Annotated in this window: 20 protein-coding genes, 1 tRNA gene and 1 rRNA gene; 7 read left to right on the plus strand and 15 right to left on the minus strand. The window is 43.4% G+C overall.

Features of this window, described 5'->3' with window-relative positions; genetic code table 11:
* Nucleotides 1–531: 531 nt before the first annotated feature.
* Nucleotides 532–648 (minus strand): 5S ribosomal RNA (gene rrf, locus E4K67_RS22060).
* Nucleotides 649–779: 131 nt separating this feature from the next.
* On the minus strand, nt 780–1,085 hold the full coding sequence (locus E4K67_RS22065; protein ID WP_135550709.1) for a zinc-ribbon domain containing protein: 306 nt from the start codon (nt 1,083–1,085) through the stop codon (nt 780–782).
* Between the two features lie 367 nt (nt 1,086–1,452).
* Here E4K67_RS22065 and E4K67_RS30265 point away from each other — a divergent pair, with 367 nt between their 5' ends.
* From E4K67_RS30265 to E4K67_RS22075, 3 genes are read left to right on the plus strand one after another with little or no spacing between them, the layout of a single operon-like run.
* Nucleotides 1,453–1,800 carry a hypothetical protein gene (locus tag E4K67_RS30265; protein WP_199242628.1) on the plus strand — a complete coding sequence of 116 codons (348 nt, stop codon included), beginning with the start codon at nt 1,453–1,455 and terminating at the stop codon, nt 1,798–1,800.
* A 1-nt stretch (nt 1,801) separates the two neighbouring features.
* Nucleotides 1,802–1,948, plus strand: a complete 147-nt coding sequence (locus E4K67_RS29880; RefSeq protein ID WP_158408541.1) for a hypothetical protein — start codon at nt 1,802–1,804, stop codon at nt 1,946–1,948.
* Complete coding sequence (locus E4K67_RS22075) at nt 1,923–2,174, plus strand: hypothetical protein (protein ID WP_158408542.1); 252 nt, start codon at nt 1,923–1,925, stop codon at nt 2,172–2,174. Before E4K67_RS29880 ends, E4K67_RS22075 begins: the two co-directional genes overlap by 26 nt.
* A 475-nt stretch (nt 2,175–2,649) precedes the next feature.
* Here E4K67_RS22075 and E4K67_RS22080 read toward each other — a convergent pair whose 3' ends face one another.
* The 3 genes from E4K67_RS22080 to E4K67_RS22090 all read right to left on the minus strand — a co-directional run bounded on the left by E4K67_RS22080 (nt 2,650) and on the right by E4K67_RS22090 (nt 3,985).
* Nucleotides 2,650–2,853, minus strand: coding sequence for a hypothetical protein (locus E4K67_RS22080; RefSeq protein ID WP_135550713.1), 204 nt, complete (start codon nt 2,851–2,853; stop codon nt 2,650–2,652).
* 404 nt (nt 2,854–3,257) lie between these two features.
* Nucleotides 3,258–3,332, minus strand: a tRNA-Thr gene (locus E4K67_RS22085).
* A gap of 227 nt (nt 3,333–3,559) precedes the next feature.
* Nucleotides 3,560–3,985 (minus strand): DUF4352 domain-containing protein, encoded by a 426-nt coding sequence (locus tag E4K67_RS22090; protein WP_135550715.1) that lies wholly within the window; start codon nt 3,983–3,985, stop codon nt 3,560–3,562.
* 441 nt (nt 3,986–4,426) lie between these two features.
* On the opposite strand from E4K67_RS22090, the gene E4K67_RS22095 reads away from it, so the two are divergent.
* The 4 genes from E4K67_RS22095 to murC all read left to right on the plus strand — a co-directional run bounded on the left by E4K67_RS22095 (nt 4,427) and on the right by murC (nt 9,124).
* On the plus strand, nt 4,427–5,557 hold the full coding sequence (locus E4K67_RS22095; protein ID WP_135550717.1) for a hydrogenase small subunit: 1,131 nt from the start codon (nt 4,427–4,429) through the stop codon (nt 5,555–5,557).
* Nucleotides 5,554–6,957, plus strand: coding sequence for a nickel-dependent hydrogenase large subunit (locus E4K67_RS22100; RefSeq protein ID WP_199242629.1), 1,404 nt, complete (start codon nt 5,554–5,556; stop codon nt 6,955–6,957). The genes E4K67_RS22095 and E4K67_RS22100 overlap by 4 nt, the downstream gene beginning before the upstream one ends.
* A gap of 193 nt (nt 6,958–7,150) precedes the next feature.
* A complete protein-coding gene (locus E4K67_RS22105) occupies nt 7,151–7,681 on the plus strand; it encodes a cytochrome b/b6 domain-containing protein (RefSeq protein ID WP_243454582.1) in 531 nt (176 codons plus the stop codon).
* A 90-nt stretch (nt 7,682–7,771) separates the two neighbouring features.
* Nucleotides 7,772–9,124 (plus strand): UDP-N-acetylmuramate--L-alanine ligase, encoded by a 1,353-nt coding sequence (gene murC, locus E4K67_RS22110; RefSeq protein ID WP_135550721.1) that lies wholly within the window; start codon nt 7,772–7,774, stop codon nt 9,122–9,124.
* Nucleotides 9,125–9,231: 107 nt separating this feature from the next.
* On the opposite strand, the gene E4K67_RS22115 is transcribed toward murC, so the two are convergent.
* The 10 genes from E4K67_RS22115 to carA form a co-directional block, all read right to left on the minus strand.
* The gene (locus E4K67_RS22115) at nt 9,232–9,792 is read right to left on the minus strand and encodes a 5' nucleotidase, NT5C type (RefSeq protein WP_135550723.1); all 561 of its coding nucleotides are present in this window, start codon (nt 9,790–9,792) and stop codon (nt 9,232–9,234) included.
* 1 nt (nt 9,793) lies between these two features.
* Entirely contained in the window at nt 9,794–10,567 is a 774-nt protein-coding gene (nadE, locus tag E4K67_RS22120) for an NAD(+) synthase (protein ID WP_135550725.1), read from the minus strand.
* Nucleotides 10,554–12,032 carry a nicotinate phosphoribosyltransferase gene (locus E4K67_RS22125; protein WP_135550727.1) on the minus strand — a complete coding sequence of 493 codons (1,479 nt, stop codon included), beginning with the start codon at nt 12,030–12,032 and terminating at the stop codon, nt 10,554–10,556. The genes nadE and E4K67_RS22125 overlap by 14 nt, the downstream gene beginning before the upstream one ends.
* A 1,112-nt stretch (nt 12,033–13,144) precedes the next feature.
* Nucleotides 13,145–14,515 carry an argininosuccinate lyase gene (argH, locus tag E4K67_RS22130; protein WP_135550729.1) on the minus strand — a complete coding sequence of 457 codons (1,371 nt, stop codon included), beginning with the start codon at nt 14,513–14,515 and terminating at the stop codon, nt 13,145–13,147.
* Nucleotides 14,516–14,714: 199 nt separating this feature from the next.
* The gene (locus E4K67_RS22135) at nt 14,715–15,923 is read right to left on the minus strand and encodes an argininosuccinate synthase (protein WP_135550731.1); all 1,209 of its coding nucleotides are present in this window, start codon (nt 15,921–15,923) and stop codon (nt 14,715–14,717) included.
* A gap of 118 nt (nt 15,924–16,041) precedes the next feature.
* Entirely contained in the window at nt 16,042–16,986 is a 945-nt protein-coding gene (gene argF, locus E4K67_RS22140) for an ornithine carbamoyltransferase (protein WP_135550733.1), read from the minus strand.
* A gap of 211 nt (nt 16,987–17,197) precedes the next feature.
* Nucleotides 17,198–18,058 (minus strand): YitT family protein, encoded by an 861-nt coding sequence (locus E4K67_RS22145; RefSeq protein WP_420841574.1) that lies wholly within the window; start codon nt 18,056–18,058, stop codon nt 17,198–17,200.
* A gap of 103 nt (nt 18,059–18,161) precedes the next feature.
* Nucleotides 18,162–18,917, minus strand: a complete 756-nt coding sequence (locus E4K67_RS22150; protein WP_206752220.1) for an REP-associated tyrosine transposase — start codon at nt 18,915–18,917, stop codon at nt 18,162–18,164.
* A 195-nt stretch (nt 18,918–19,112) separates the two neighbouring features.
* Complete coding sequence (gene carB / locus E4K67_RS22155; protein WP_135550737.1) at nt 19,113–22,307, minus strand: carbamoyl-phosphate synthase large subunit; 3,195 nt, start codon at nt 22,305–22,307, stop codon at nt 19,113–19,115.
* Complete coding sequence (gene carA / locus E4K67_RS22160; RefSeq protein ID WP_135550739.1) at nt 22,297–23,397, minus strand: glutamine-hydrolyzing carbamoyl-phosphate synthase small subunit; 1,101 nt, start codon at nt 23,395–23,397, stop codon at nt 22,297–22,299. The genes carB and carA overlap by 11 nt, the downstream gene beginning before the upstream one ends.
* Between the last annotated feature and the right edge of the window lie 85 nt (nt 23,398–23,482).

Here is a 23,482-nt window from a genome sequence, read left to right on the forward strand (position 1 = left end):
GATTCGCTCATTGTTTTTTTGAAACTCCTTAGAGTTTCTCTCATTGGCTGTCCTTGTTGTTTAGTTTTCAAAGACCATTAAAGTCCATGGTTTATGAGTTTGTATCCCCCGCACCCGTTTGGGCCGGATCTACATCTTAGCATTTTCAACTTGCGTTGTCAATGACTAATTTACTGTGGTTTAGATTGAATAGTTTGAAGGTTTAACCCCTCACTTGTTCATTCAGTGTGCGTCTTTGTGGCGCTCAGTTATAATAACCTCTTTTAGTATGTCTTGTCAACTGTTATTTTTATACATGATTACGCCAGTTGTTTTATAATTGGCGAGCGCTTAGATTTATATATCTTACTGGCATCTCAACTAGTTATATTAAACTATAAATATGCATACGAATCATCTGTATTTTAAACTCTATTTCCGATAAATACGCTTCTCAAGGGTTTTAGCTATCTACACTTTAAGCTCCGGAGGAATTGTGTGCGAATATCAAAGCAAAGAGACTGTCTTAAAAGGCAATCTCTTTGCTTGTTTACCTGGCGATGACCTACTTTCCCAGGGGCTTGCGCCCCAAGTATCATCGGCCCTGGAGGTCTTAACTTCCGTGTTCGAGATGGGAACGGGTGGAACCCCTCCGGCATGATCACCAGATGTCTGAGATAAGAGTGTTCTTAGGCACGCACTTACGAGGGCGTCTAGCCAGTATACTACCGCCTTGAGTATGTATAAATTAGAAACCTTCCCAAGCACTTATGCACAGGAAGGTTTCTACTATTAACGATTTACCAGTTGTTACGTGTTGGGGGTACGAAACACTCGCGGCAATAAACAGGTTTGTCGCCTGATGGTTGGAAAGGAACAGTAGTATCTTTTCCACAAGTAGCGCAAACAGCTGGGAACATTTGGCGTTCTTGACGACCATAGCCACCGCCATCATTTCTGTTTTGTGCTTTTTTAGCTGCACGGCACTCAGGGCAACGTCCTGGTTCGTTAGTGAACCCTTTTTCAGCATAGAACTCTTGTTCAGATGCTGTAAATTCGAAATCCCGACCACAGTCTCTGCAATTCAAAACTTTGTCATTAAACATTATTAAAAAACCTCCATTAAATATATTACCCGCGCTACATGGCAAGTCACAACTTCCTGAAGCCTTAGGCAATAGAGAAGGTTTGCGTAAATCCACTAGTTTTAACGAGCTTTTATTAGTATAACTGGATAATTGCAACATGTCAAATAAAATATAATGGTACAAATAACTTTATGCGAAGAACATGTTCAAATTAACAACAGTCAACGTCCCAAATTGAGTTGTATGCTTACTAAAATTATGTGCTCCAGCTGAAGCGAGGATGTTTGACCTCTTGTTATGTGCGTGCGTGCGCGATATACTTATGTCTGACCAAAGAGTTGTTTGCGGATCACAAAGGGGATCGAGGCACGAAGGAGCTTTAAAAATGATTAAGGTATATAGTAATTATGTTGTATGTGACACTCGCGAGGAAGCCATCAAAGCTCAGACGATTATTATCAATGCAATGTGCCATATTCCTAAGATTTGTGAGGAACGGGATATGTTTCTAGTCCACCATGAACTTGGCGAATACAAAATGCAAGCATTACTTAATCCTAAAGCCCTAGCAACCCTTTACAAAGAATGGCGTGAACTTACGGCTGAACATGAACAGGATGGGAAATCCATTGATTGCGGAGAATCAAATGTTCGCTCCGACTTTAGCGCCTTTGCTGAACTTGATGAAACAATCAGCTTTGAAGAAATGCTGATACTCGAAAGGGCGTATTAACATGCAAGTGGGACTAAATACACGCATCGAGCGTGATCTTCGGGTCAGACTCAATGCTCAGGTAGAGAAAGAGAAGCGTCCAATCGCCCAAGTTGTTGCCGAAGCGCTGGAGAAATACCTCGATGAAAAAGATAGTGAAAGCAAATAGCAAAGCACTCGTCTCCGCCTGCCCAACGTTAACGAGTGCTTATCCAAGATACCTTGCTGACATTGTACGCGATCGCCCAGGGTTTCTCACTACCCGATTACTCGATGCCAATGAGCATCTAAAAATAGTTCAAGAATTGCTCGGCCCTGCAAACTTCACAGTGACACTTGAGTTATATTCTCACTACTTCTGTGTGATGAATATGGCAGCAAAGATGAAATGCTGAGGGCTTTAACTATGCGTGTTCGTAACCTTTTGAGACAAGCAAAGATATTTTACAGATTGAAGTAGTAGGCATTCTTTCAGTTCCTTCAAAAAAGAAGAGTCGGCCATCTCTCCTTTTTTACATCTTACAAAACCCACACTTGCAGGTATCGGCTCGAATCCTGTAACACTGTGGACAAACACACATACGATATATTAATTAAGGCATGATTTACACTCCTATAGCTCTTCTTCCATTCTTGGTCTTATGGACTGTGTTAACAGTCACTTGAAGGAGGGAGGTATTTTATGTCTCAGACAATCCCACCTGGAATTATTATCCGAATTTTAAGAGCTTTAGTAAGATTGATTACCTTATTGCTTACCCTGATAACCTAGCCTTATTTTGTGGCCGGAACAGTAGACCTTTTCTAAAAAAGGAGGGTGGTTTAGAATTTAACCACTCTCTAGCTAATCCGGTTCAGTAAATTTTTCTGCTAAGCAACCAGCGTTACCAATAAAACAACAATAATCCATACAAACGGAATAATCTTTAGTGTAGAAAAATAAACTTCTTTTTGAAATCTAAATTTAAATCCCATAATAAAAGGCGCTATAATGTTTACTGAAATTACTGAAATAATGCCTAAAAATAACGCGAACTCTTTTCTGTTTCTAGGGAGTCTTGTTTCACCTTGCATATTTTTTGTCATCTCCATAAATATATTTCAGATGGCAGACGTAGTTGTGAAACAAATATTTTGATACAGTTGGTACAAAAATTGTAAAAACAATTAGAATTCCCACTCTATCGCTACACACTGATTTAGTAAATTTATCACGTTCCTTAAATCAATATCAAGCCTTTTCCCATCAAATTAGCATTCAATTGACGGTCAATTCGTATTACATTTTTAATGTTTGCGATAGGTAACGGAACCCGTTACTATAAAGCCTGCCCTATTTTTTATGTATTTTTGATTTATATAAGGTTCAGTTCAGTCTCAATATGCAGTGCCTGTCCCCAAATGTCCCCATTGCCTATTTTTATGCAACCTCTGTATAAAACAAAATCCCGCAATCGCTTGCGGGGTCTAGTTTCCTATGGAGCCGATGGTCGGAATCGAACCGACGACCTGCTCATTACGAGTGAGCTGCTCTACCTCTGAGCCACATCGGCATGTGAAACGTCGATCTAAGCCTGTTTCCAATTATAACAGTCACTGAACTACTGAATAGGGCAGTTCTTTCGACTTAGACAGTATAACATAAGTGGATTAGTTTGTTAAGGATAAATTTGTGAAATTTATAATAATAAATAAAACCAATTTTCTTCGTCAGAGGGGCCTAGTTCTCCGTGCACCTGCAAGACACACTCTGGAATTTTGATATATAAGCTATTATTGTCTAATTAATTTTAAGAATGATCGGGGTGCCTGCAATGATTTCACTAGCTTCCATTGTGAATCCAGCGAGGCCTTTCGGTACGTCATAGCTTAGATACCCTTCAACGATATTTGCAGGGTTGACTGTCTGAAACGATAATGTTTTATTTTCAGCCATTTCCAAACCCATTGTTCCTCCAGTTGATATGGTAATTTCATGTGTGTCCATGTCCAGTATTTTGAAGTTCAAGGAGTTTAGGTTAATTGCATCCTTCTCCTTCTGATCGTTTTGTATGCTGAGCTTAACAACCTTCCACGGCCCTTGAGGGTAAGGCTTGACTGAATCCCGACGAGTATTGTCTTGGGTTGTAACCTCAAGGAGCTCGATATTGATATTAGTAGATACGACTTCTGTGGTAGGAACAACAGCTGATGGAGTGAGTGATATGAGCGATGTTTCAGAGGTTGATTGAGTTGCAGTCTCTGTGGTGGTCTTCCCCCATTTGCAATAGACTTAATAATTCCTAATACAATGAGTGCTCCAACACCGATAAGCAACTTCTTTCCACATGCTTTACAGTTTTTCATTTTAACTGCTCCTCATACTTAACTTAACTCCCCTATTCAAATAAACTTAAGAGACTTAAATCAGCGTAAACAATTACCTTATACTATATAGCAAGGATAGAGACATTAGACTACTTATTACAGTAGCGGATAGTCACCCCTTTTCAAAGAAATACTTACGTATTTTTTCGCGTACAATTAATGTCAAACTCTTTTATCATTTCGCGAAAATCACTTTATAAATTTAGTTTAGTGGGTTTTAGAATACTTTTGGATTTATCTTTTTCTTTTTGGAAAGAATACCCTCTTAAGGGGGGGTAAAATGTTAAGCCGACGGGACTTTATAAATTTAGTCATTAAAGGGGCTATTTTGGGTAATTTTTACGAGCTAGTTACCCCACCCCTAGCCCAAGCTGTGGCCGCAGGTGAAATTACAAAACTTCCCGTAGTGATGATTGAGACGGGCACTTGTACTGGAGATAGTATCTCTCTTGATAATATTTGGACACCTACTTTTTCTGATATCATAACCAACATCGTCGAATGGCGCTACGATTGTACCATGAATCAGGTACAAGGAGATACCGCCTACGGAATTCTTCAGGAAACGTATGAAAAAATGCCAAATGAATACGTTCTCCTCGTCCAAGGCGCTATGATCCAACGTGACGATGGCCATTATAACCATGTTGCTCATGATAAGGGCAAGCTAATTACTGGGCTGGAACTGGTTCGCCGCATTGGATTGAAGGCAAAATACGTGGTTGCTATTGGGAGCTGCGCCACTTACGGTGGCCCAGTATCCGGTTACCCGAACCCAAGTCATGCAACTGGTGTGCAAAACATTCTACCCGAACTAAGAGTCATTAACGTCTCAGGGTGTCCTGCTCATCCAGATTGGATTATGGGGACTCTACTCCACTTAGCTTTATATGGTGAACCTGAACTTGATAAATTTGGACGTCCAAAGCTTTTCTATGGAGAAACCGTGCATAACCGTTGTCCTCGCAGGCGCGATTATGATCAAGGAATTTTTGCCACGGAAATTGGGCAAAAAACATGTCTATTTAGGGTAGGCTGTAAAGGACCGGTCACCTATGCTGACTGTCCGATTCGACGGTGGAACGACCGATTCAATTGGCCAATCGGCTGTAACACGCCGTGTATTGGTTGTACTGAACCCGGCTTTCCAGATTTGATGTCGCCGTTTAACGCGCACTCCCCCGACATCCCCTTCCCCGGAGGGACAAAGGTTGCTTCTGATACGATTGGACTGGGGGTGCTGGGATTAACTTCCGTAGCCATTGTTGGTCATGTTGCCACTTCACTCTATAAGGGCCGGATCCAAAAGAATTTACTTACATCCTCTGTCAAGGGTAAATATCCACCTTCAATTAAAAAGGTGAAGACCTTCCATCAGTATCGGGTAAAGAAACTACCTAATAAGGAGTGACCATTCTGGAGAAGAAAACGATCTTTCCGATGAGCCGAATTCACTGTCCTATGTTAGTTGAGGCTTGGCTCGAAGACGGGGAAATCAAAGACGCCTATATTTCCGATACTCTCTATCGAGGATTCGAACAAATTCTTATAGGTCGTTCCGCCATGGATATGCCTTATTACACTCAACGAATCTGTGGCATATGTTCATCCGCCCACGCCATTACTGCTGCACTCGCGGTAGAGCAAGCATTAGGAATGCAAGTTCCCCCGAATGGGCTGTTAATCCGCAATCTAATTCTAGCTAGTGATTTTATCCAAAATCATTTTCGGCACCTTTACCTGTATACTTTCCCAGACTATTTCCGTGGTCCAGACATCGCACCGTTTATTCCCCATTCCGAATCAGACCAACGTTTATCCAGCAAGGAAAATACTACAATGACCGAACACTATTTCAAATCCTTTGAAATAGCTCGCACAGCCCATGCTGCCTTTGCTATTTTCGGGGGCAAGGCCCCTCATGGACACGGGATTGTTCCTGGTGGTGCCAGTATGGAGGTTGATGCCGATAAAGTAAATCGTTATCGCGGTTATTTGATGGAAATCTTAGGTTTTATTGACGATGTCCTGCTTCCTGATGTAACTCTGATTAGGGAGCGTTATCCTGAGTACGTTGACCTTGGAAAAGGGGTCGGGAATTATCTGTCAGTCGGAGGATTTCAGCTTCCTGGAGGAAGTACACTTTTTCCCCAGGGCGTAATTCTCCAAGGAAAGAGAGAAGCCTTTGATGAAAAACACGTCACGGAAGATGTGACAAATGCATGGTACAAACCACACGGGCCGCTCCATCCCTCGGAGGAAGATACGGTTCCTGATCACAATCAGCCCAAGGGGTACACCTGGGTTAAATCTCCCCGCTACCGTGGTCAGCCTGTGGAAGTGGGCCCATTAGCGCGGGCTGTTATCCAGGGAGAAGCGGTCATCGGTCAGGGGGCTCTTGCTCGGACCTGGGCACGTTCACTGGAACTTAAAAAGATCGCCAAAGCCACTCTGTTATGGCTCAATCGTCTGGAACCTGGAGCGGAAACTTACAATGGAAAGAAAGGACAAGATTCCGGGATAGGCATTGGACTCCATGAAGCCATGCGTGGAGCATTAGGACACTGGATATCTGTGAAAGACGGGCGAGTCAACCACTATCAAATCATTACTCCTTCTGCTCTAAACTTTGGCGCTCGTGATGAAAAAGGAACCCGCAGTGTTGGTGAATCATCTCTCCTAGGATTAAAAGTTAAATCCGAAGACCTCAAAGAGGCAGGACGGATTATTCGTTCTTTCGACCCTTGTTTTTCTTGTAGCGTACATGTTATTGACGGTGTGAATTTATACAATTTAAAAATTCAAGTCTAATTAAATTTAAGGGGTTCACCCCCTTAAATTTAATTCTTAGTTCGTATAGTATGGGGGCAAGGTAAATCACATGAAACGATCGGTCAAAATCAAAAAGCCTGTCCTGAAACAATTTAAGCAAGCAGATCATGAAAAGCTCGTACTATCTAAGCCGATATGGGTTAGAATCTTTCACTGGGGGTTCGTAGTCAGTATGATCGCGATTCTCCTGTCTGGCCTTGAATTACATAAGCCAGCAAATTTTCTGCTTCTTAACTATGGAAAAGTGTTGATTGTGCATGTAGCATCTTGCTGGTTTGCTTTGGGATTTATGACACTCAGAATAACAGATGCCCTGATCCGTCGCGATATTTCGTTGATCCCAAAAATTCATGATCTTAAGGGGCTTCCAAAACTCTTGGGATATTATTTCTTCCTGCATTCTGCCCCCCCTCCAAGTCGAAAATATAATAGCGGGCAGTTGTTAATCTTCTCCTCGTGGTTCTTCCTTTTTTTGTTTGCAAGCCTGCTTGGACTAGCTTCCTATTGGCAAGGGAAGCATCTAATTTGGGTCTGGCATATGGTGGGAGGTTTCCAGATCCTCCGTTGGATAAAGTTTGCTATTACCATCTATTTTCTTGCGACGATCCCCATTCATATTTATCTTAGTTTAACAGAAGACATTAGCCGCCTTCAGGCGATGATCACTGGTTACGAACGAAAAGGCCCCCCAAAAAACCGCTAGTCAAAATTTTCCTTGTATATAATGATACATTTTAGCTTGAGTTTGGGTATAATGGGGGGTAGAGTTTATACACGGAAGGGACGATAGGCTTTGACATTACATATTCATTTCGTTGGCATAAAAGGAACAGGTATGAGCGCTTTAGCTCAAATTAGCGCTCAAATTGAAGGTGCAACCATTTCAGGGTCTGATGTAGAAGAGAGCTTTTATACTGACAGCGTCCTGAAACGTGCCCAAATTCCCGTATTGAGTTTTTCTCCTAAAAATGTTGAAAACGCAGATTTAGTGGTTACCTCTGCAGCCTATACAAATTTACATCCAGAAATTTCTCGAGCAATGGAACTTAATATTCCAGTCTTGACTTACCCCCAATATCTAGGGCGCTTGCTCTCCAAAAAACGCGGAATTTCCGTTACCGGTACGCACGGTAAAACTACGACGACCGCCATGATGGGCCTAATAATGCTCCAAGCTGGATTAGATCCGACGATTGTTGTTGGCAGTGATGTTCCAAGTATTGGCGGGAATGCACATTCCGGAAAAGGGGAATTTTTCTTAGCAGAGTCTTGTGAATATCGGCGTCATTTCCTTAATTACTCTCCTGAACACTTGGTAATTACCAACATTGAATTTGACCATCCGGATTATTTTAATGACCTTGATGATGTTATTGCTGCGTTCGCTGAACTTGCCAAAAAGGTACCGGCGCACGGCCATATCTACGTTTGGGACGAAGACCCGAATCGAAAATCCCTCTTGTCAGACGCGCCAATCACAACCTTTGGGCTCTCTGAGTCCGCAGATGTTCGCGCAACAGAGATTGTATTCCAAGACGAACGAAGTTCGATGAAAATTATGCTTAAAGGGGAATATGTCGGGGATCTTAATCTCCATGTTGCAGGGAGACATAACATTATCAATGCCTTGGCAACCATTGCCTTATGCTGCGAGATCGGCATACCTATCCAAGCAATCCTATTCGGCCTAGGCCTGTTCAATGGAACAAAACGACGCTTTGAGCATATAGGAAGTAACAAAAATGGCGCCTTGATCGTTGATGACTATGCACATCATCCAACCGAAATCCGCACCACTCTAGAAGGGGCACGCCTATCCTTTCCTGATCGTCGCATCCGTGCCATTTTCCAACCTCATACCTTTAGTAGAACAGAAAAACTCTTACTTGAATTCTCGCAATCTTTTCAAGGGGCGGACGAAGTCGTAGTCGCTGACATTTTCGCCTCAGCAAGGGAACAGGAACATTACACAGTTTCTTCCTTAAATTTAGCGGATCTAATCCTTAAACAAGGGATTCAAGCACGCTACATCGGAACGTTGGAAGACATAGGAGTTTACCTTAACGATACACTTGCACCAGAGGATCTCGTCCTTACTTTAGGAGCAGGAGATATCTACAAAGTCGGATTAGGCATCGTCAGCTAATTATGACGTGATTTTAGGGGCAGTTACGAATTCTTTTATTCGTAACTGCCCCTATCTGTTGTTGTAATAAATCATTTGATGCTCGTAAAACCGTTAATGTCATATCTTTATCCCTTGATTGCCTGGATCCCCTTTATAATCTCATCCCAGCTATGACAGCGCGTTATACCACTGGAGAGCTCCTCTTGATTATAACTGGCATCAAGTAAGAATACCGGCAGTCCACTTTCCGCAATCAATCTGGCATTCACCTGATAATCCTCGATAAAAACCTCGATACCCCAAAGTTTGACCAACTCTAATTTACTACTAACCCCCGCGAAAAGAACGCGTTCATGCTCGTGTGGAATTCCACACATTGAGAGCCAGCGAACTGTGACATCCTTTTCTTCAGGTGTGCGAGCCGTAATATAAATTACTTCATGCCCCTCCCTAAGAAGGGTCTCAATCCCCTCCTTGGCGCCCGTTATAGGTTTGGGAGCCATCAACAATCGCTCTGCATTACAGACAAAGTAGTCGTTCATAGCATCTCTTGACACATCAAAAACCAAATGCATTTCATAGTCGTCGATGACCGCTACGTTCCTATCAAAGTGCAGATTCAATTCTGTTAACCAACATGGATAACTATCAGAAACGACACCGTCAATATCTATTCCAATACGCACGTTAGTCTAACCCCTTTAGTTTCGGAAGTTCCAGGCTGGGAGGAAGATTACGTTTATGTTCACTCTGACGATGGAGGGTTTCAATACGTTCTTGTACCTCTGGAGCGACCTTTTCCTCAAGTAAATAACGATCAATTAAGTCGTATGTTAGGCCCATTTCAGATTCATCCGTTTGCCCAGGCCAGAGCCCTGCAGTCGGTATTCGGGTAGCAATTCTCATGGGAAGTCCTAACATCCTAGCCCATGCGCGCACTTCTGCTTTTGTGAGCGAACTGATCGGTAAGATATCGACACCGCCGTCGCCATATTTCGTGAAATACCCTGTATAACTTTCTGGAGCATTATCGGTCCCCACCACCATGTAATTCATGGCATTTGCCACGGCATACAAAGTAGACATCCGTAAACGTGCCTTCAAATTTCCCTGGCTTAACTTTTCCCCTTCTAACTCGCAGCCTTGACTTTCCAACCCCTTCTTGACTTGTCCCATAATCTGGGTATGGGCACCGCCGAGGTTTACCTCTATCATTCTTATTTCAAAGCCTTCTGCAATCCATAAGGCATCCTCTTTATCCTCTGGATCAGAATGACTGGGCATAACTAGCCCGATGCAATTATCAGGAAAAGCGCGACTACAAAGCCCTGCGACCACTGCGGAGTCAACTCCCCCAGAGATTCCTACCACGAGTCCTTTTGCCTTAGCCTCGGACACCCTTTCACGTAACCAATCCACCGTTTGATTGATACGGCCTTCTAATTCGTTATCTGTCCACATTTTGATCTACCCCCTGATTTTGATTATTTGCTAAAATATCCTGATGGATCGTTAAAAGTAATTTCTGTTTTAATTCAAAGAGATTAGTCGACAAATCGACAATATAGCTGTGTGGATTCGTTAATCGTTTAACTTCATCCCAAAGAGTATCCAATTCTATTTTAGCATACTCCTGAACCTCTGTGAGCTTTGGTAAGTCATAAACCCGCTTTCCGCCTCTAAACACAGGAATCATGAGATCTCTGGTGCTGAAATTCTTTAATGTTTTTTGTTTCCACGTCTGAACAGGATCAAAAATCGTAAGGGGCTTGCCCTCTGTGAAAACTTCATTTTCTAAAGTAATAAGATCTGCCATCGCTTTTCCAGCTCGGTCGTAAAAGCGCACTACTTTTTTAATGCCAGGGTTCGTGATTTTGGATATGTTCTCAGAGACTTTTAAGCGAGGTTGAAACACATTCTGCTCCCCTTCAGCGGCCAGTTTGTATACCCCTCCTAAAGATGGGCTGTCCTTGGATGTAATTAGACTCGTTCCGACACCCCATGCATCAATTGCTGCGCCCTGAGCCTTAATTGCGAAAATAGTTTCTTCGTCTAAATCATTAGACCCTACAATAATAGCACTCTTTAGCCCCGCTACATCGAGCATACGACGGGCTTCCCTCGATAAATACGTTAAATCCCCGCTATCTAAACGTATCCCTACGAAGTGGTGACCTTCCGCTTCTAGTTCAAGACCAACCTTAATTGCATTGGGGACACCAGATTTGATAACATTGTACGTATCCACCAGCAATAAGCATTTATCTGGGAAAGTCCGCGCATAAGCCCGGAACGCCTCCAGTTCCGTTGGGAAACACTGAATCCAGCTGTGCGCCTGGGTTCCTGAAACGGGAATACCGTATCGTTTTCCGGCTAGGACATTTGACGTAGATTGGCACCCCCCGATAAATGCTGCCCGCGCTCCTAGAACTCCAGCATCTGGTCCCTGCGCCCTGCGCAAACCAAATTCCATAACTGAACCACCATGTGCCGCTGACACCACCCGTGACGCCTTGGTTGCAATTAAGCTCTGAAAATTCACCAAGTTCAAAATAGCTGTCTCTAGGAGCTGAGTTTCCATGATTCGCCCTTTAATACGGATCAACGGTTCAAATGGGAAAACAGGGGTCCCTTCCGGAATCGCGTCAATATCCCCAGTAAAACGGAAGTTACGCAGTTCCTCGATAAAATCCTCCGTAAAGAGGTTTAGGCTTCTCAAATACGCCAGATCCTCTTCTCCAAAGGTGAGGTTTTCGATATATTCGACGACTTGTTCAAGTCCCGCTGCCAGAACATATCCACCTTTGAATGGAAGCGTTCGAAAGAAGACATCAAATACGGCTTCCTTATCACGACATCCGTTCATGTAATACCCCTGCATCATGGTTAATTGATAAAGGTCTGTTAACATCGTTAGATTTTGCATTGCAAATCCCCTCGCCACTCTCACTTGAAATTGGTTGATTGCTGTATAAACTATAGCTTACTATATTTGATGCAAATCATGCGTGAGAATTTCGACCTTTTACCCAAGATATCCTGCTTTCAACCATAAATAAAAACCTAAAGGATAATCCCTCTAGGTACAAAGAGTTAAATTGTCGTATTTTCGGCGAGATGGACTAAGGACTTATCCACAGGAACTGTTCAGTTATCCCCTATTGTATAAGGTTTATCCACCATGAAATTCGATCTATTTTGATATTGTCCACAGAGTTATCCACACTATACACAGATTTATTCTAAATTGCGTGAGAACTCAGTCATAAAACCCAGTAATCAAGCATGGTACATACTTGCTCCAAACCCTATACCGGTATCAGATCCCCTTTTTAGTGTATAATTCCATCCAATGCCTATTTTTCCGCTTGCATACGGCATTAACTACTTCTTTTCTGCATTTTTTTTGACAATGTCAGTTTTAATTTTTCTGTGCAGCCCCTGTACCTCATCTTGATGGGGCTGTGCTAAAACTTGTTTGTGTTGTTTTCACATCTCCACTTTTGCTTCTATATCATCAAAAAGCGTCCTCACTCCACTTTGATAGTGAAATGAGTACGCTTTTTGATTCTTGTAACCACTTAGAATTTTGGAGACTGAGTTTTCACACGGCCTCTCCCATGGCAAGGCTCACACCTTACCCGTTTCCAACCAGGTACTCAGAATGCAAGTCGAAGAACCGTCCCCCAACTTGCATCCAATGGCCACAGAGACAAGACGGTGCGCATGAAATGCGCCGTCTCCCCAACATCTCCAAAGCAAATCTAACCGTTTCCCGTTGTTCTCCGTCCTCCGACCCAAGCCCGGGACGCAGTGTCACACAAGCGCGACGTCTTTACGTAAGCAGCCTAGCAAACTTCCGTGTAAGCGACCCCAAATACGGGGCTGAGCACAGGACGTGCGAAGCCACCAACTGAGCCAAGGATGGCGAATTTGGCGAAACACTCACCCGTGTTTCGCCCCGCTCCCCAGAGACAAGAGCTTACACGGTTAGTTTGCTCTGCGGCGTAAGCACGAGTGCTGTGTGACACAAGTCCCTCACACAAGTCCCTCTCGGCTTACCCTAATTCCTTCAGCAACCGTTTCAGGCGAAGGACCTCCCGTTATCTTGCGAGCGCGTACACAATGTTCTATCCCGATAGCTCCAAACAAATCCTCTTCGAAGATTGGAGAAATGCCCTGATACTCACTTAATCCCATATCTTCCAATCCAATTCCCTTTTTGCTACAATGTAGTACAATGCGTCCGACTAACTCATGCGCTTCCCGGAAAGGAACTCCTTTCTTAGCCATATAATCTGCCAGATCCGTTGCATTGGTGAACCCACCTTTTGCTCCACGAGCCATCGCCTCTCGGTTTACTACCATCGTTTTAAGCATGGGTTCAACAACTAGCAAGCACTTCTGAATCGTATCCACTGCATCAAAAACCTGTTCCTTGTCCTCTTGCATATCTTTGTTATAAGCTAGCGGAAGGCCTTTCATGACTGTTAAGAGGGCAACTAAATCACCATATACGCGCCCAGTTTTCCCTCTCACTAATTCTGCCACATCTGGATTTTTCTTTTGAGGCATGATACTTGACCCTGTGGAATATCCGTCATCCATCGTAATAAATTGAAATTCCCCAGTGGACCAAATAACGAGTTCCTCACACATTCTGCTTAAGTGCATCATCATGATAGATGCGGTTGCTAGAAATTCCAAGGCGAAATCTCGATCGCTCACCCCATCTAAGCTGTTTAAAGTGACTCCGTCAAATCCAAGTTCCAGAGCCGCTTGCATCCTATCCAGCGGAAATGTCGTTCCGGCCATCGCTCCTGAACCGAGAGGAGAAGTATTTAATCGTTTACGAGTATCTTTGAGTCGATCAAGGTCTCGTAAAAACATTTGCACGTAGGCCATCATATGATGGGCAAATGTGATTGGCTGTGCCTTTTGCATATGTGTATATCCAGGCATCCAAGTTTCAAGATGCTCTTCTGATATATTGAGAAGAGTGTTGACCAACTCCTCCAGTAGAATTTTAGTCTCGTCAATCTCGCTTCTCAAATAAAGCCTTAAATCTAAGGCTACTTGGTCATTTCGACTGCGCCCGGTATGTAATTTTTTCCCCACCGGCCCAATTCGTTCTGTTAATAGCTTCTCGATATTCATATGGATGTCTTCTGCGCCGATCTCAAATTCCACGTTTCCAGCTTGAATATCTTCGAGGATCGCCATTAGACCATTAATCATACGATTTGCTTCCTCTTCAGATATAACCCCAACACTGCCGAGCATTCTTGCGTGAGCTACACTCCCTAAGATATCCTGTTTGTAGAGGCGTTGGTCAAAGCTAATTGAGGAATGAAAATCTTCTACCAATGCATCTGTCGTCTTTTCAAAACGTCCGCCCCAGAGCTTCAAATCTCATCTTCCTTTCATCTGTCGATAACATTTTCCCTAATTCTTCAATGTTATCTCTCCCTATTATTTATATATTATCCTAAAATCTACCCAGTAAAGAGTACCTGTAAGGGCAATTCACGAATTGACCTTGCAGGTAAAGTTATACTTTTAGACTGGTACGAAGAAAGCGCCGTTTACCGGCGCTAGTCTTCGTTCTTTATTTACGCAATCCTGACTCTTTCTCCATTAGTGCTCTTACCTTTAACGGTAAACCAAAAAGGTTAATAAACCCGCCAGCATCCTTTTGATCATACACTCCGTCCTCACCAAACGTTGCATACGCTTCATTATAGAGGGAGTAAGGGGATTTCACACCTGCTGAGGTGCAATTTCCTTTGTACAATTTCACGCGTACTATACCTGTAACGTTTTTCTGAGTTACATTGACAAAGGCATCTAAAGCTTCACGCAGGGGAGAATACCACACTCCGTCATAAACTATTTCTGCATACTTTAAGGCTAATTGTTCTTTGTAATGAAGTGTAAGGCGGTCAAGCGTGAGATGTTCCAGAGCCTGGTGTGCCATATAGAGGATTGTTCCACCTGGAGTCTCATATACACCACGCGATTTCATGCCGACTAGGCGGTTTTCAACCATATCGACAATTCCGATGCCGTTTTTTCCACCCATTTCATTGAGGGTTTCCAATAAAGCGACTGGAGCAATCTTCTCGCCATTTAAGGTGGTTGGAACCCCTTGTTCAAACCCAAGTTCAAGGTATGTTGCCTCATCAGGCGCATCCTCTGGAGAAACACCTAATAGATAAAGGTCACGTTTGGGTTCATTCCAAGGATCCTCCAAATCTCCACCTTCATGGCTCAAATGCCAAAGGTTACGATCCATGCTATAGGGACGATCTTTCGTTACCGGAACTGGAATTCCACGCGCTTCAGCATAGTCGATGCAATCTTCCCTAGATTTGAGATCCCAAATCCTCCAAGGGGCAATAATCTCTAAGTCTGGGTTAAGGGCTTTAACACTCAGTTCGAAGCGCACTTGATCATTTCCTTTACCAGTTGCGCCATGGGCAATCGCCACTGCTCCTTCTTTCTCAGCGATTTCCACTAAACGACGAGCAATCAGAGGACGAGCAAACGAAGTTCCCAAGAGATAGTCTCCTTCATAAACTGCACCTGCCTTTAGCGTGGGAAAGATAAATTCCGTAAGAAATTCCTCTCGCAGATCTTCAATATACAATTTACTTGCACCGCTTTTAATAGCCTTCTCCTGCAACGGAGCCAACTCTTCCCCTTGCCCGAGGTCTGCCGCCATGGCAATCACTTCATACCCGTACGTTTCCTTAAGCCAAGGAATAATTATGGACGTGTCCAACCCACCGGAATATGCTAAAACAACCTTTTTCATGTCTATCTCCCTCTTTTTAAAGAATCGTGTGAATGTATTGTGTATAGTATATAATCTACACGATGTTTTTATTTATCCTTAATTGTACTACATGTTGCTGTCATCCATCAATTATCAATTACATAACTAATGCCATAATCGCTTTTTGAGCATGGAGACGATTTTCTGCTTCGTCAAAGACGACAGACTGAGCACCTTCAATCACATCATCGGTAATTTCCTCTCCACGGTGAGCCGGAAGACAATGCAGTACGATAGCGGATTGGTTCGCGAGTTTTAAAGAGTTTGAATTGATCTGATATCCTTCAAAAGCCGCTTTACGCACCTTAGCCTCTTCTTCTTGACCCATACTTGCCCAAACGTCCGTGTAAAGCACATCGGCACCTTTTATGGCCTCTAAGGGATCATCCACCACTTCTACTAACCCACCATTATTTTTGGCATCTTCCTGGGCCATAGCAACAATCAACGGATCAGGCTTATAACCCTGAGGGGAAGCAATTGAGACATGTAATCCCATTTTAGCACAACCAAACATCAGAGAATGAGCCATATTGTTCCCATCTCCAACGTAGGCTAGCTTTAAGCCTGCTAAGCGACCTTTATGTTCCTGTATTGTCATCAGATCTGCAAGAACCTGACAGGGATGTAACAGGTCAGTTAGTCCGTTAATAATCGGGATAGTAGCAAACTCCGCCAAATCTAAAACCTCTTGGTGGCTAAATGTCCGAATCATAATGCCGTCGACCATTCGAGAAAGAACACGCGCTGTATCAGCGATTGTTTCTCCTCTTCCTAGTTGGATATCTCGGCCACTCAGAAAGAGCGCATGCCCCCCAAGTTGGTACATCCCTACTTCAAAAGAAACGCGGGTCCGCGTAGAAGACTTCGTAAAAATCATACCCAAGGTCTTGCCCTGAAGAACTGTATGAGGACGTCTGGCTTTTTGATCTGCTTTGAGTTCTTTAGCCACATCTAAGATGCAACTTAATTCAGCCTGGGAAAAATCATGAAGTGATATAAAGTCCCGTCCTTTAAATAATGATCGTTCAATTGTTTTCATATCTCATCCACTCCTCTATTATGCATTATTATACCTTTTAATGTATAATAATGCAATACAAAAATATGCTTTCACAGTTTGCGAATAATTGACATTTGTTTTTATCTGTTGTTCTGATCTACCCGTCGAAGGTTGACCACAAAGCTAGCTCCTACCAGCCTAAACTAGTAGGAGCTTTAAAAGCGTGTCCAGGGTCTTCGTAAAATCCAAGCTAATGAATGGCTTTCTTTTTGAACCTACCGCCCATGACTTCATGGACACTACTAATTGTGACAAAAGCGTCCTCGTCGATTTCATTCAGGATTGATTTTAGCTTAGAAACTTCCAGACGCGTAACTACACAGTATAGCACACTCTTTGAATCTCCTGTGAAACCCCCTTCTCCCAGAAGCCGAGTAACCCCTCTGCCCAATCTCGCCATCAGAACTTCAGCGATTTCTTCGTATTTGTCAGAGATAATCATGATTTCCTTAGATTCGTCTAATCCTTCAATAGTAAGGTCAATGACTTTGAAAGCTATGAAATAGGCAACAAGTGAGTACATTGCTCTATCCCACCCGAAAACCATTCCCGCACTACTTAATATAAAAAGGTTAAAGAACATCACTATTTCACCCACAGAAAATGCACTTTTCTTATCGAGTACTATGGCGATAATCTCAGTCCCATCTAAAGAACCACCATAGCGAATGATCAACCCAACCCCAATTCCTAGAACAATTCCTCCGAAAACGGAAGCCAGAAAGACATCCTGAGTAATCCCTGGTACCGGATGCAAAACACTAACCCACATAGACAACATAGCGACTGAAAATACAGTAGAAATAGTAAATGATTTTCCGATCTGTAGATATCCAAAGATAAAAAATGGAATGTTCAAAATGAAGATAAACAAACCTACAGGCCATTGTGTAAGATACCCTGCCATGATCGATATACCTATAATTCCACCATCAATTACGTTATTAGGTATTAGAAAAATTTCTAATCCAACCCCAGCAAGGGCAGAACCAATCATGAGAAATAGTATTCTTTTAAGGGTGTTTTGAATTCGTTGTTTTTTATTAAGCAATAGCCAACCTCCTTCTGTTATAAACAGTATTATGCTCTATCTATTTTTAGGCCATAAGCCATGTAGGTCGTGAGCACTAAGCCGCGGGACGTTTTGTGTGCCATCATTTCTGATGAACTTTTTCGATGATCCCTCTTCCAATATTAAGAACTCTTGATAACTGTCTGTTGCTTGATGTGGTAACCTCTTTTATAGTTGCCAGTAATTCATTTCTGGATCCAATATCTAGTTGATTTAAAGAACTAATATCTACAAAAGAAGAGACAAATTCCTTTAAATCTTCGTCTGTATATCTTGTTTTCAGATTATATTCTAGACATTGATCATTATTCAACTGCTTCATGAAAGTCACAAAGTCTTTGGTATCCTTAAAAAAACTTAATACAAACTTTGTTTCGACCAATATATTTTCTGTACCCAAATACGCATTAAAACTGCTCCATTGATAATCTTCAATATTTTTTACCATTCTTGCTTTTAGAGGATTTTGGTGAATATATCTTAATACTTCGAGGAAGTATACATCGTTATCTATGATTTCACTCCTAAATCTGTTTTGAAAAAGGTGCCCCGTTCTACCGTTTTGAAAATTATGATACTGCGCATATCCAACAGTTATCCTTCTAACGATATCTCCAACATCTTGTGTTTCTGTCTGTGTTTTTATTAAAAGATGTATGTGATTGGTCATCAAGCAGTATGCGTATATCGTGAATTCGCACTTATCTTTTGCCTTTTGAATGTAATCAACAAACTTCTGATACTCTGAATCCTTTAGAAAGAGATCTCTTTTATCGATCCCTCTAAGCATTAAGTGGTATATCCCCGTTTGGCTTTTTTCCCGCGCTGTTCTCGGCACATTATCACCACCCAACTATACTGATTTATCACCTTTTCCCCACCGTGGCAAACGAAACGTCCCCTTGCCAAGCTCTGATTATATGTTATCACTTTTCTCCAAGCGTGGCAAACAAAACGTCCCTTTGCCACGCTTTATAGCTAAAGAAAACTCCTGCTCGTTTAGCAGGAGTTTCTTATCGTATTCGAATCTTTTCTACAACGCCAAATACTCTTGCAATGATAGTACTTGAGGAGTCGTCTGACTCCGCATTTCTTGCAGTGCCCGAACAACTGCTTTCGCTGTATCCATTGACGTAAAGCAGGGAACTCCATGTTCGGCTGCTAATCTCCTCAGCAAATAACCTGTTCTCTCCGGTGTTCCTTTGGTCGGGGTACTAAGAATAAAGGCAAATTCTCGCAGTCGAATAGCTTCCCTTAAGGCCTCACTAGCTTCACTCACCTCTTCGACTGCTACCCCACACAAGGCAAGAGCCTTGGCTGTATCCCCCGTTCCTTTGACTCCGAAGCCAAGTTGAGCCAATTGCAAGGCTAGAGTTATAGCCTCTGGGCGATCCTTTTCCGCCACAGAAACTAAAATGTTACCATCTTTCGGAAGAGGAATATGTGAGGCCGCGAAGGCTTTCGCTAATGCATGCCCAAATTGAGTATCCATCCCTAAGACCTCACCGGTCGATTTCATTTCCGGGCCCAATGACGTTTCGACCTTTGTCAGCTTTTCAAAGGAAAAAACCGGGGCTTTAACTACAACAAACGGTGCCTCTGGTGCAAGACCATGTGCGTAACCCATATCCTTCAATTTCTTCCCTAGGGACACTTGGACTGCCAAGTTGACTAAGGGGATCCCCGTGACTTTAGAAAGGATAGGCACAGTACGACTGGCCCTGGGGTTCACTTCTAGTACAAACACTTTACCTCTAACAACGACGAATTGAATATTAATTAGTCCTCTGATCCCAATTCCTGCTGCTAGACGGCATGTAAAATCTGCAATTTGTTCAATTTCAGCAGGCGATAAGCTTTGGGGTGGATAGACTGCCAAGCTATCCCCTGAGTGAACTCCCGCTCGCTCGATGTGTTCCATGATACCCGCTATTACAGTGGTTTCTCCGTCTGAGACCGCATCAATTTCAACTTCTTTTCCTTCTAAGTATCTATCTACTAAAATCGGATGTTCGGGAGATAGGTGGATCGCCCTTCGTAAATAGTCTTCGAGTTCATTGATGTTTTCCACCACTTGCATGGCCCGTCCTCCGATGACGTAAGACGGACGAACAATTACCGGAAATTCGAGTTCCTTTGCAATTTTTTTGGCCTGCTCTACCGCAGTAACGCTTCTCCCTTCGGACTGGGGGATTCCTAATTGACTTAAAAGCGCTGCAAAACGTTCCCGATCCTCTGCCATATCAATCGCATCAACCTGTGTACCTAGAATCCTAATCCCAGCTTGGGTCAATCGACCTGCCAAATTGATGGGCGTCTGTCCTCCAAATTGAACCAAAACTCCATCTGCTTTTTCCTTATGCAAAACATGTAGCACATCTTCCAAGGTCAAAGGCTCAAAATAAAGTTTATCTGCGGTATCAAAATCTGTCGAGACCGTTTCTGGATTATTGTTTATCATAATAGCTTCCACACCCGCTTCTTGCAAAGCCGAGAGTGCATGGACGGAGCAATAATCGAATTCGATCCCTTGTCCGATCCGGATAGGTCCTGAGCCTAAGACGACGACTTTGGGGCCAGTACTTATCGAAACTTCGTCTTCTTCTTCATAACAAGAATAGTAATAAGGCGTTGCCGAAGCAAACTCGGCGGCACACGTATCCACGGTCTTGTAGACAGGAACAATTTGGTCTGCTAAGCGCATGGAACGAATCGTTTCTTCTGAGCGCCCCGTAAGTTTAGCAATCGCTAAGTCAGAAAATCCTTGGACTTTAGCGAAACGCAATAACTCCGTTGTCAACGACTCACTTTGCAAACGCTGTTCAAGTAAAACTAGGTCTCTGATTTTATGCAAATAAAAGGGGTCTATTTGGGTAAGCATTTGCACTTCCACGATGGTCCAATCCCGTCGAAATGCTTCAGCTATTGCAAAAAACCGTTCATGGTCAGCACGACTAAGTTTGTCTTCGATCTCCATCTCCGTCCAGCGACCGGAATCATCAATTCGGAGTCCCACAGTTCCAACTTCCAAAGAGCGCGTTGCTTTTAACAGAGCTCCTTCCAAGGTCCGCTCCATGGCCATCACTTCTCCGGTCGCTTTCATTTGCGTACCAAGACGATGGTCTGCCGCAGGAAACTTATCGAAAGGCCAACGAGGGAACTTGACCACCACATAGTCTAGCGCTGGTTCAAAGCAAGCACTGGTATTGCCAGTTACAGGGTTAGTTAATTCTGGCAGGGTAAATCCTACTGATAAAAGTGCGGCCATTTTAGCAATGGGATATCCGGTTGCTTTCGAAGCGAGCGCACTAGAGCGACTTACTCGAGGATTAACCTCAATCACAACATATTCTCTACTCATCGGATTCAGGGCATATTGAACATTGCACCCACCATTAACCTCTAGCGCCCGAATGATTTTTAATGCGGATGCCCGCAACATCTGATATTCTACATCGCTCAGAGTTTGCGACGGCGCAACAACGATACTATCCCCAGTATGTATTCCTACAGGATCGATATTTTCCATATTGCAAATTGTTATGCAGTTATCCGCCCCATCTCGCATAACTTCATACTCGATTTCCTTCCACCCAGCTACGCTTCGCTCCACAAGGCATTGTCCAATCGGGCTGGCCTGCAGTCCTCTTTGCAAAATTTCTTCTAAGTGTGTGGAGTTTTTAACAATCCCACCACCGGTACCTCCAAGGGTATAAGCTGGTCGTACTATTAACGGAAATCCCTGCTTATTGGCGAACTTCTCCCCTTCTTCAAGGGTCGTCACAATCACACTTTGGGCCACTGGTTCACCTAGTGAAAGCATTGTTTCCTTGAAGGCATCCCGATCTTCCGCTTTGTAAATTGTTTCAGCATTACAGCCAATGAGGTCTACGTCATAACGTTTTAAAACCCCGCAGCGTTCTAATTCCATCGCTAGATTAAGTCCTGTTTGACCACCGAGTGTGGGCAACAGAGCATCCGGCTTTTCTTTCCTGATAATCTCCTCTAACCGATCAGGCAAGAGAGGTTCGATATAGGTGATATCTGCGGTTTTGACATCCGTCATGATGGTTGCCGGATTACTGTTAACCAGTATAACTTCGACGCCCACTTCACGAAGGGCTTTGCACGCTTGGGTTCCAGCATAATCGAATTCTGCTGCTTGCCCAATCACAATAGGGCCAGACCCTATGACAAGGACTTTTTTCCACGCCGGGTTAAGTGGCATGTTGAGCCCTCCATTCTTGCATTAGTTGTGCAAACTCATCAAATAGATAGAGGGATTCGCTCGGTCCTGGCCCAGCTTCCGGATGATATTGAACCGAAAAGACAGGCAACTCTCGATGTTTCACTCCTTCGACGCTTTGATCATTGAGGTTGCGGTGTGTTACGTAGAGTGGGGTCTGCTCCAAGCTTTCTTCTGCAATGGCATAGCCATGATTCTGTGAAGTAATCGTCACTCGTTTCGTATTGAGATCTTGCACCGGTTGATTTCCACCTCGATGCCCAAATTTCATCTTATAGGTGTCTCCTCCCAGAGCAAGCGACAAGAGTTGATGCCCCAGGCAGATACCGAAGACTGGGCGTTCACCCATTAGCCCTCGAATTGTTTCAATTCCTACTTCGACGCTCTTAGGGTCTCCTGGCCCATTGGACAGAAAGACGCCATCTGGTTGCAGGTCTAAAATTTGCGTGGCTGTTGTGGTATGGGGAACTACTGTCAAACGAAATCCACTCTCTTGCATCGCGTGCAAGATATTTTTCTTAATTCCGAAATCAAGGACCACGACATGTTGTGAACTTTTCACAGTTTGAGTTGCGGGTAAGGTGTAGATTTCTGAGGTACTGACCTTAGCCACAACATCTGCTGGAACAAGCCACGCTTTCACCTTTGGGATCAATTCACTTAGGTGCTCAGTTTCAGTCGTAATCACCCCACGCAAGACCCCGTGTTCCCGGATAATTCGCGTTAAAGCACGAGTATCAATCCCTTTGATCCCCACAACTCCAGCCTGTGCTAACGTCCTGGAAAGGTTCTTTTCCATCTGCCAATGACTTGGATTACGGGCGGCCTCTTTCACGATAAATCCTTGAACCTGGGCCTTTTCCGATTGGTCATCCATTCGATTTATTCCATAATTCCCAATGAGGGGATAGGTCATACATACCATCTGTCCTGAGTAAGAGGGGTCGGTCAGTACCTCTTGGTAGCCAGTCATACCTGTGTTAAATACAACTTCTCCAAAGGCCTCTCCGATTGCCCCGTATGACTCCCCCATTAAAATTTTCCCTGTTTCAAGTACGAGTGCTGCTTTCATTCCATCCCTCCTTGGAGAAAAATCCTTATCATCTTCTAAGCCCCTATAATCTCTACCTATTTGTTTGTTACCTAGCTCAAGCCAT

It is taken from the genome of Desulfosporosinus fructosivorans (assembly GCF_004766045.1).
Lineage (GTDB): Bacteria > Bacillota > Desulfitobacteriia > Desulfitobacteriales > Desulfitobacteriaceae > Desulfosporosinus > Desulfosporosinus fructosivorans.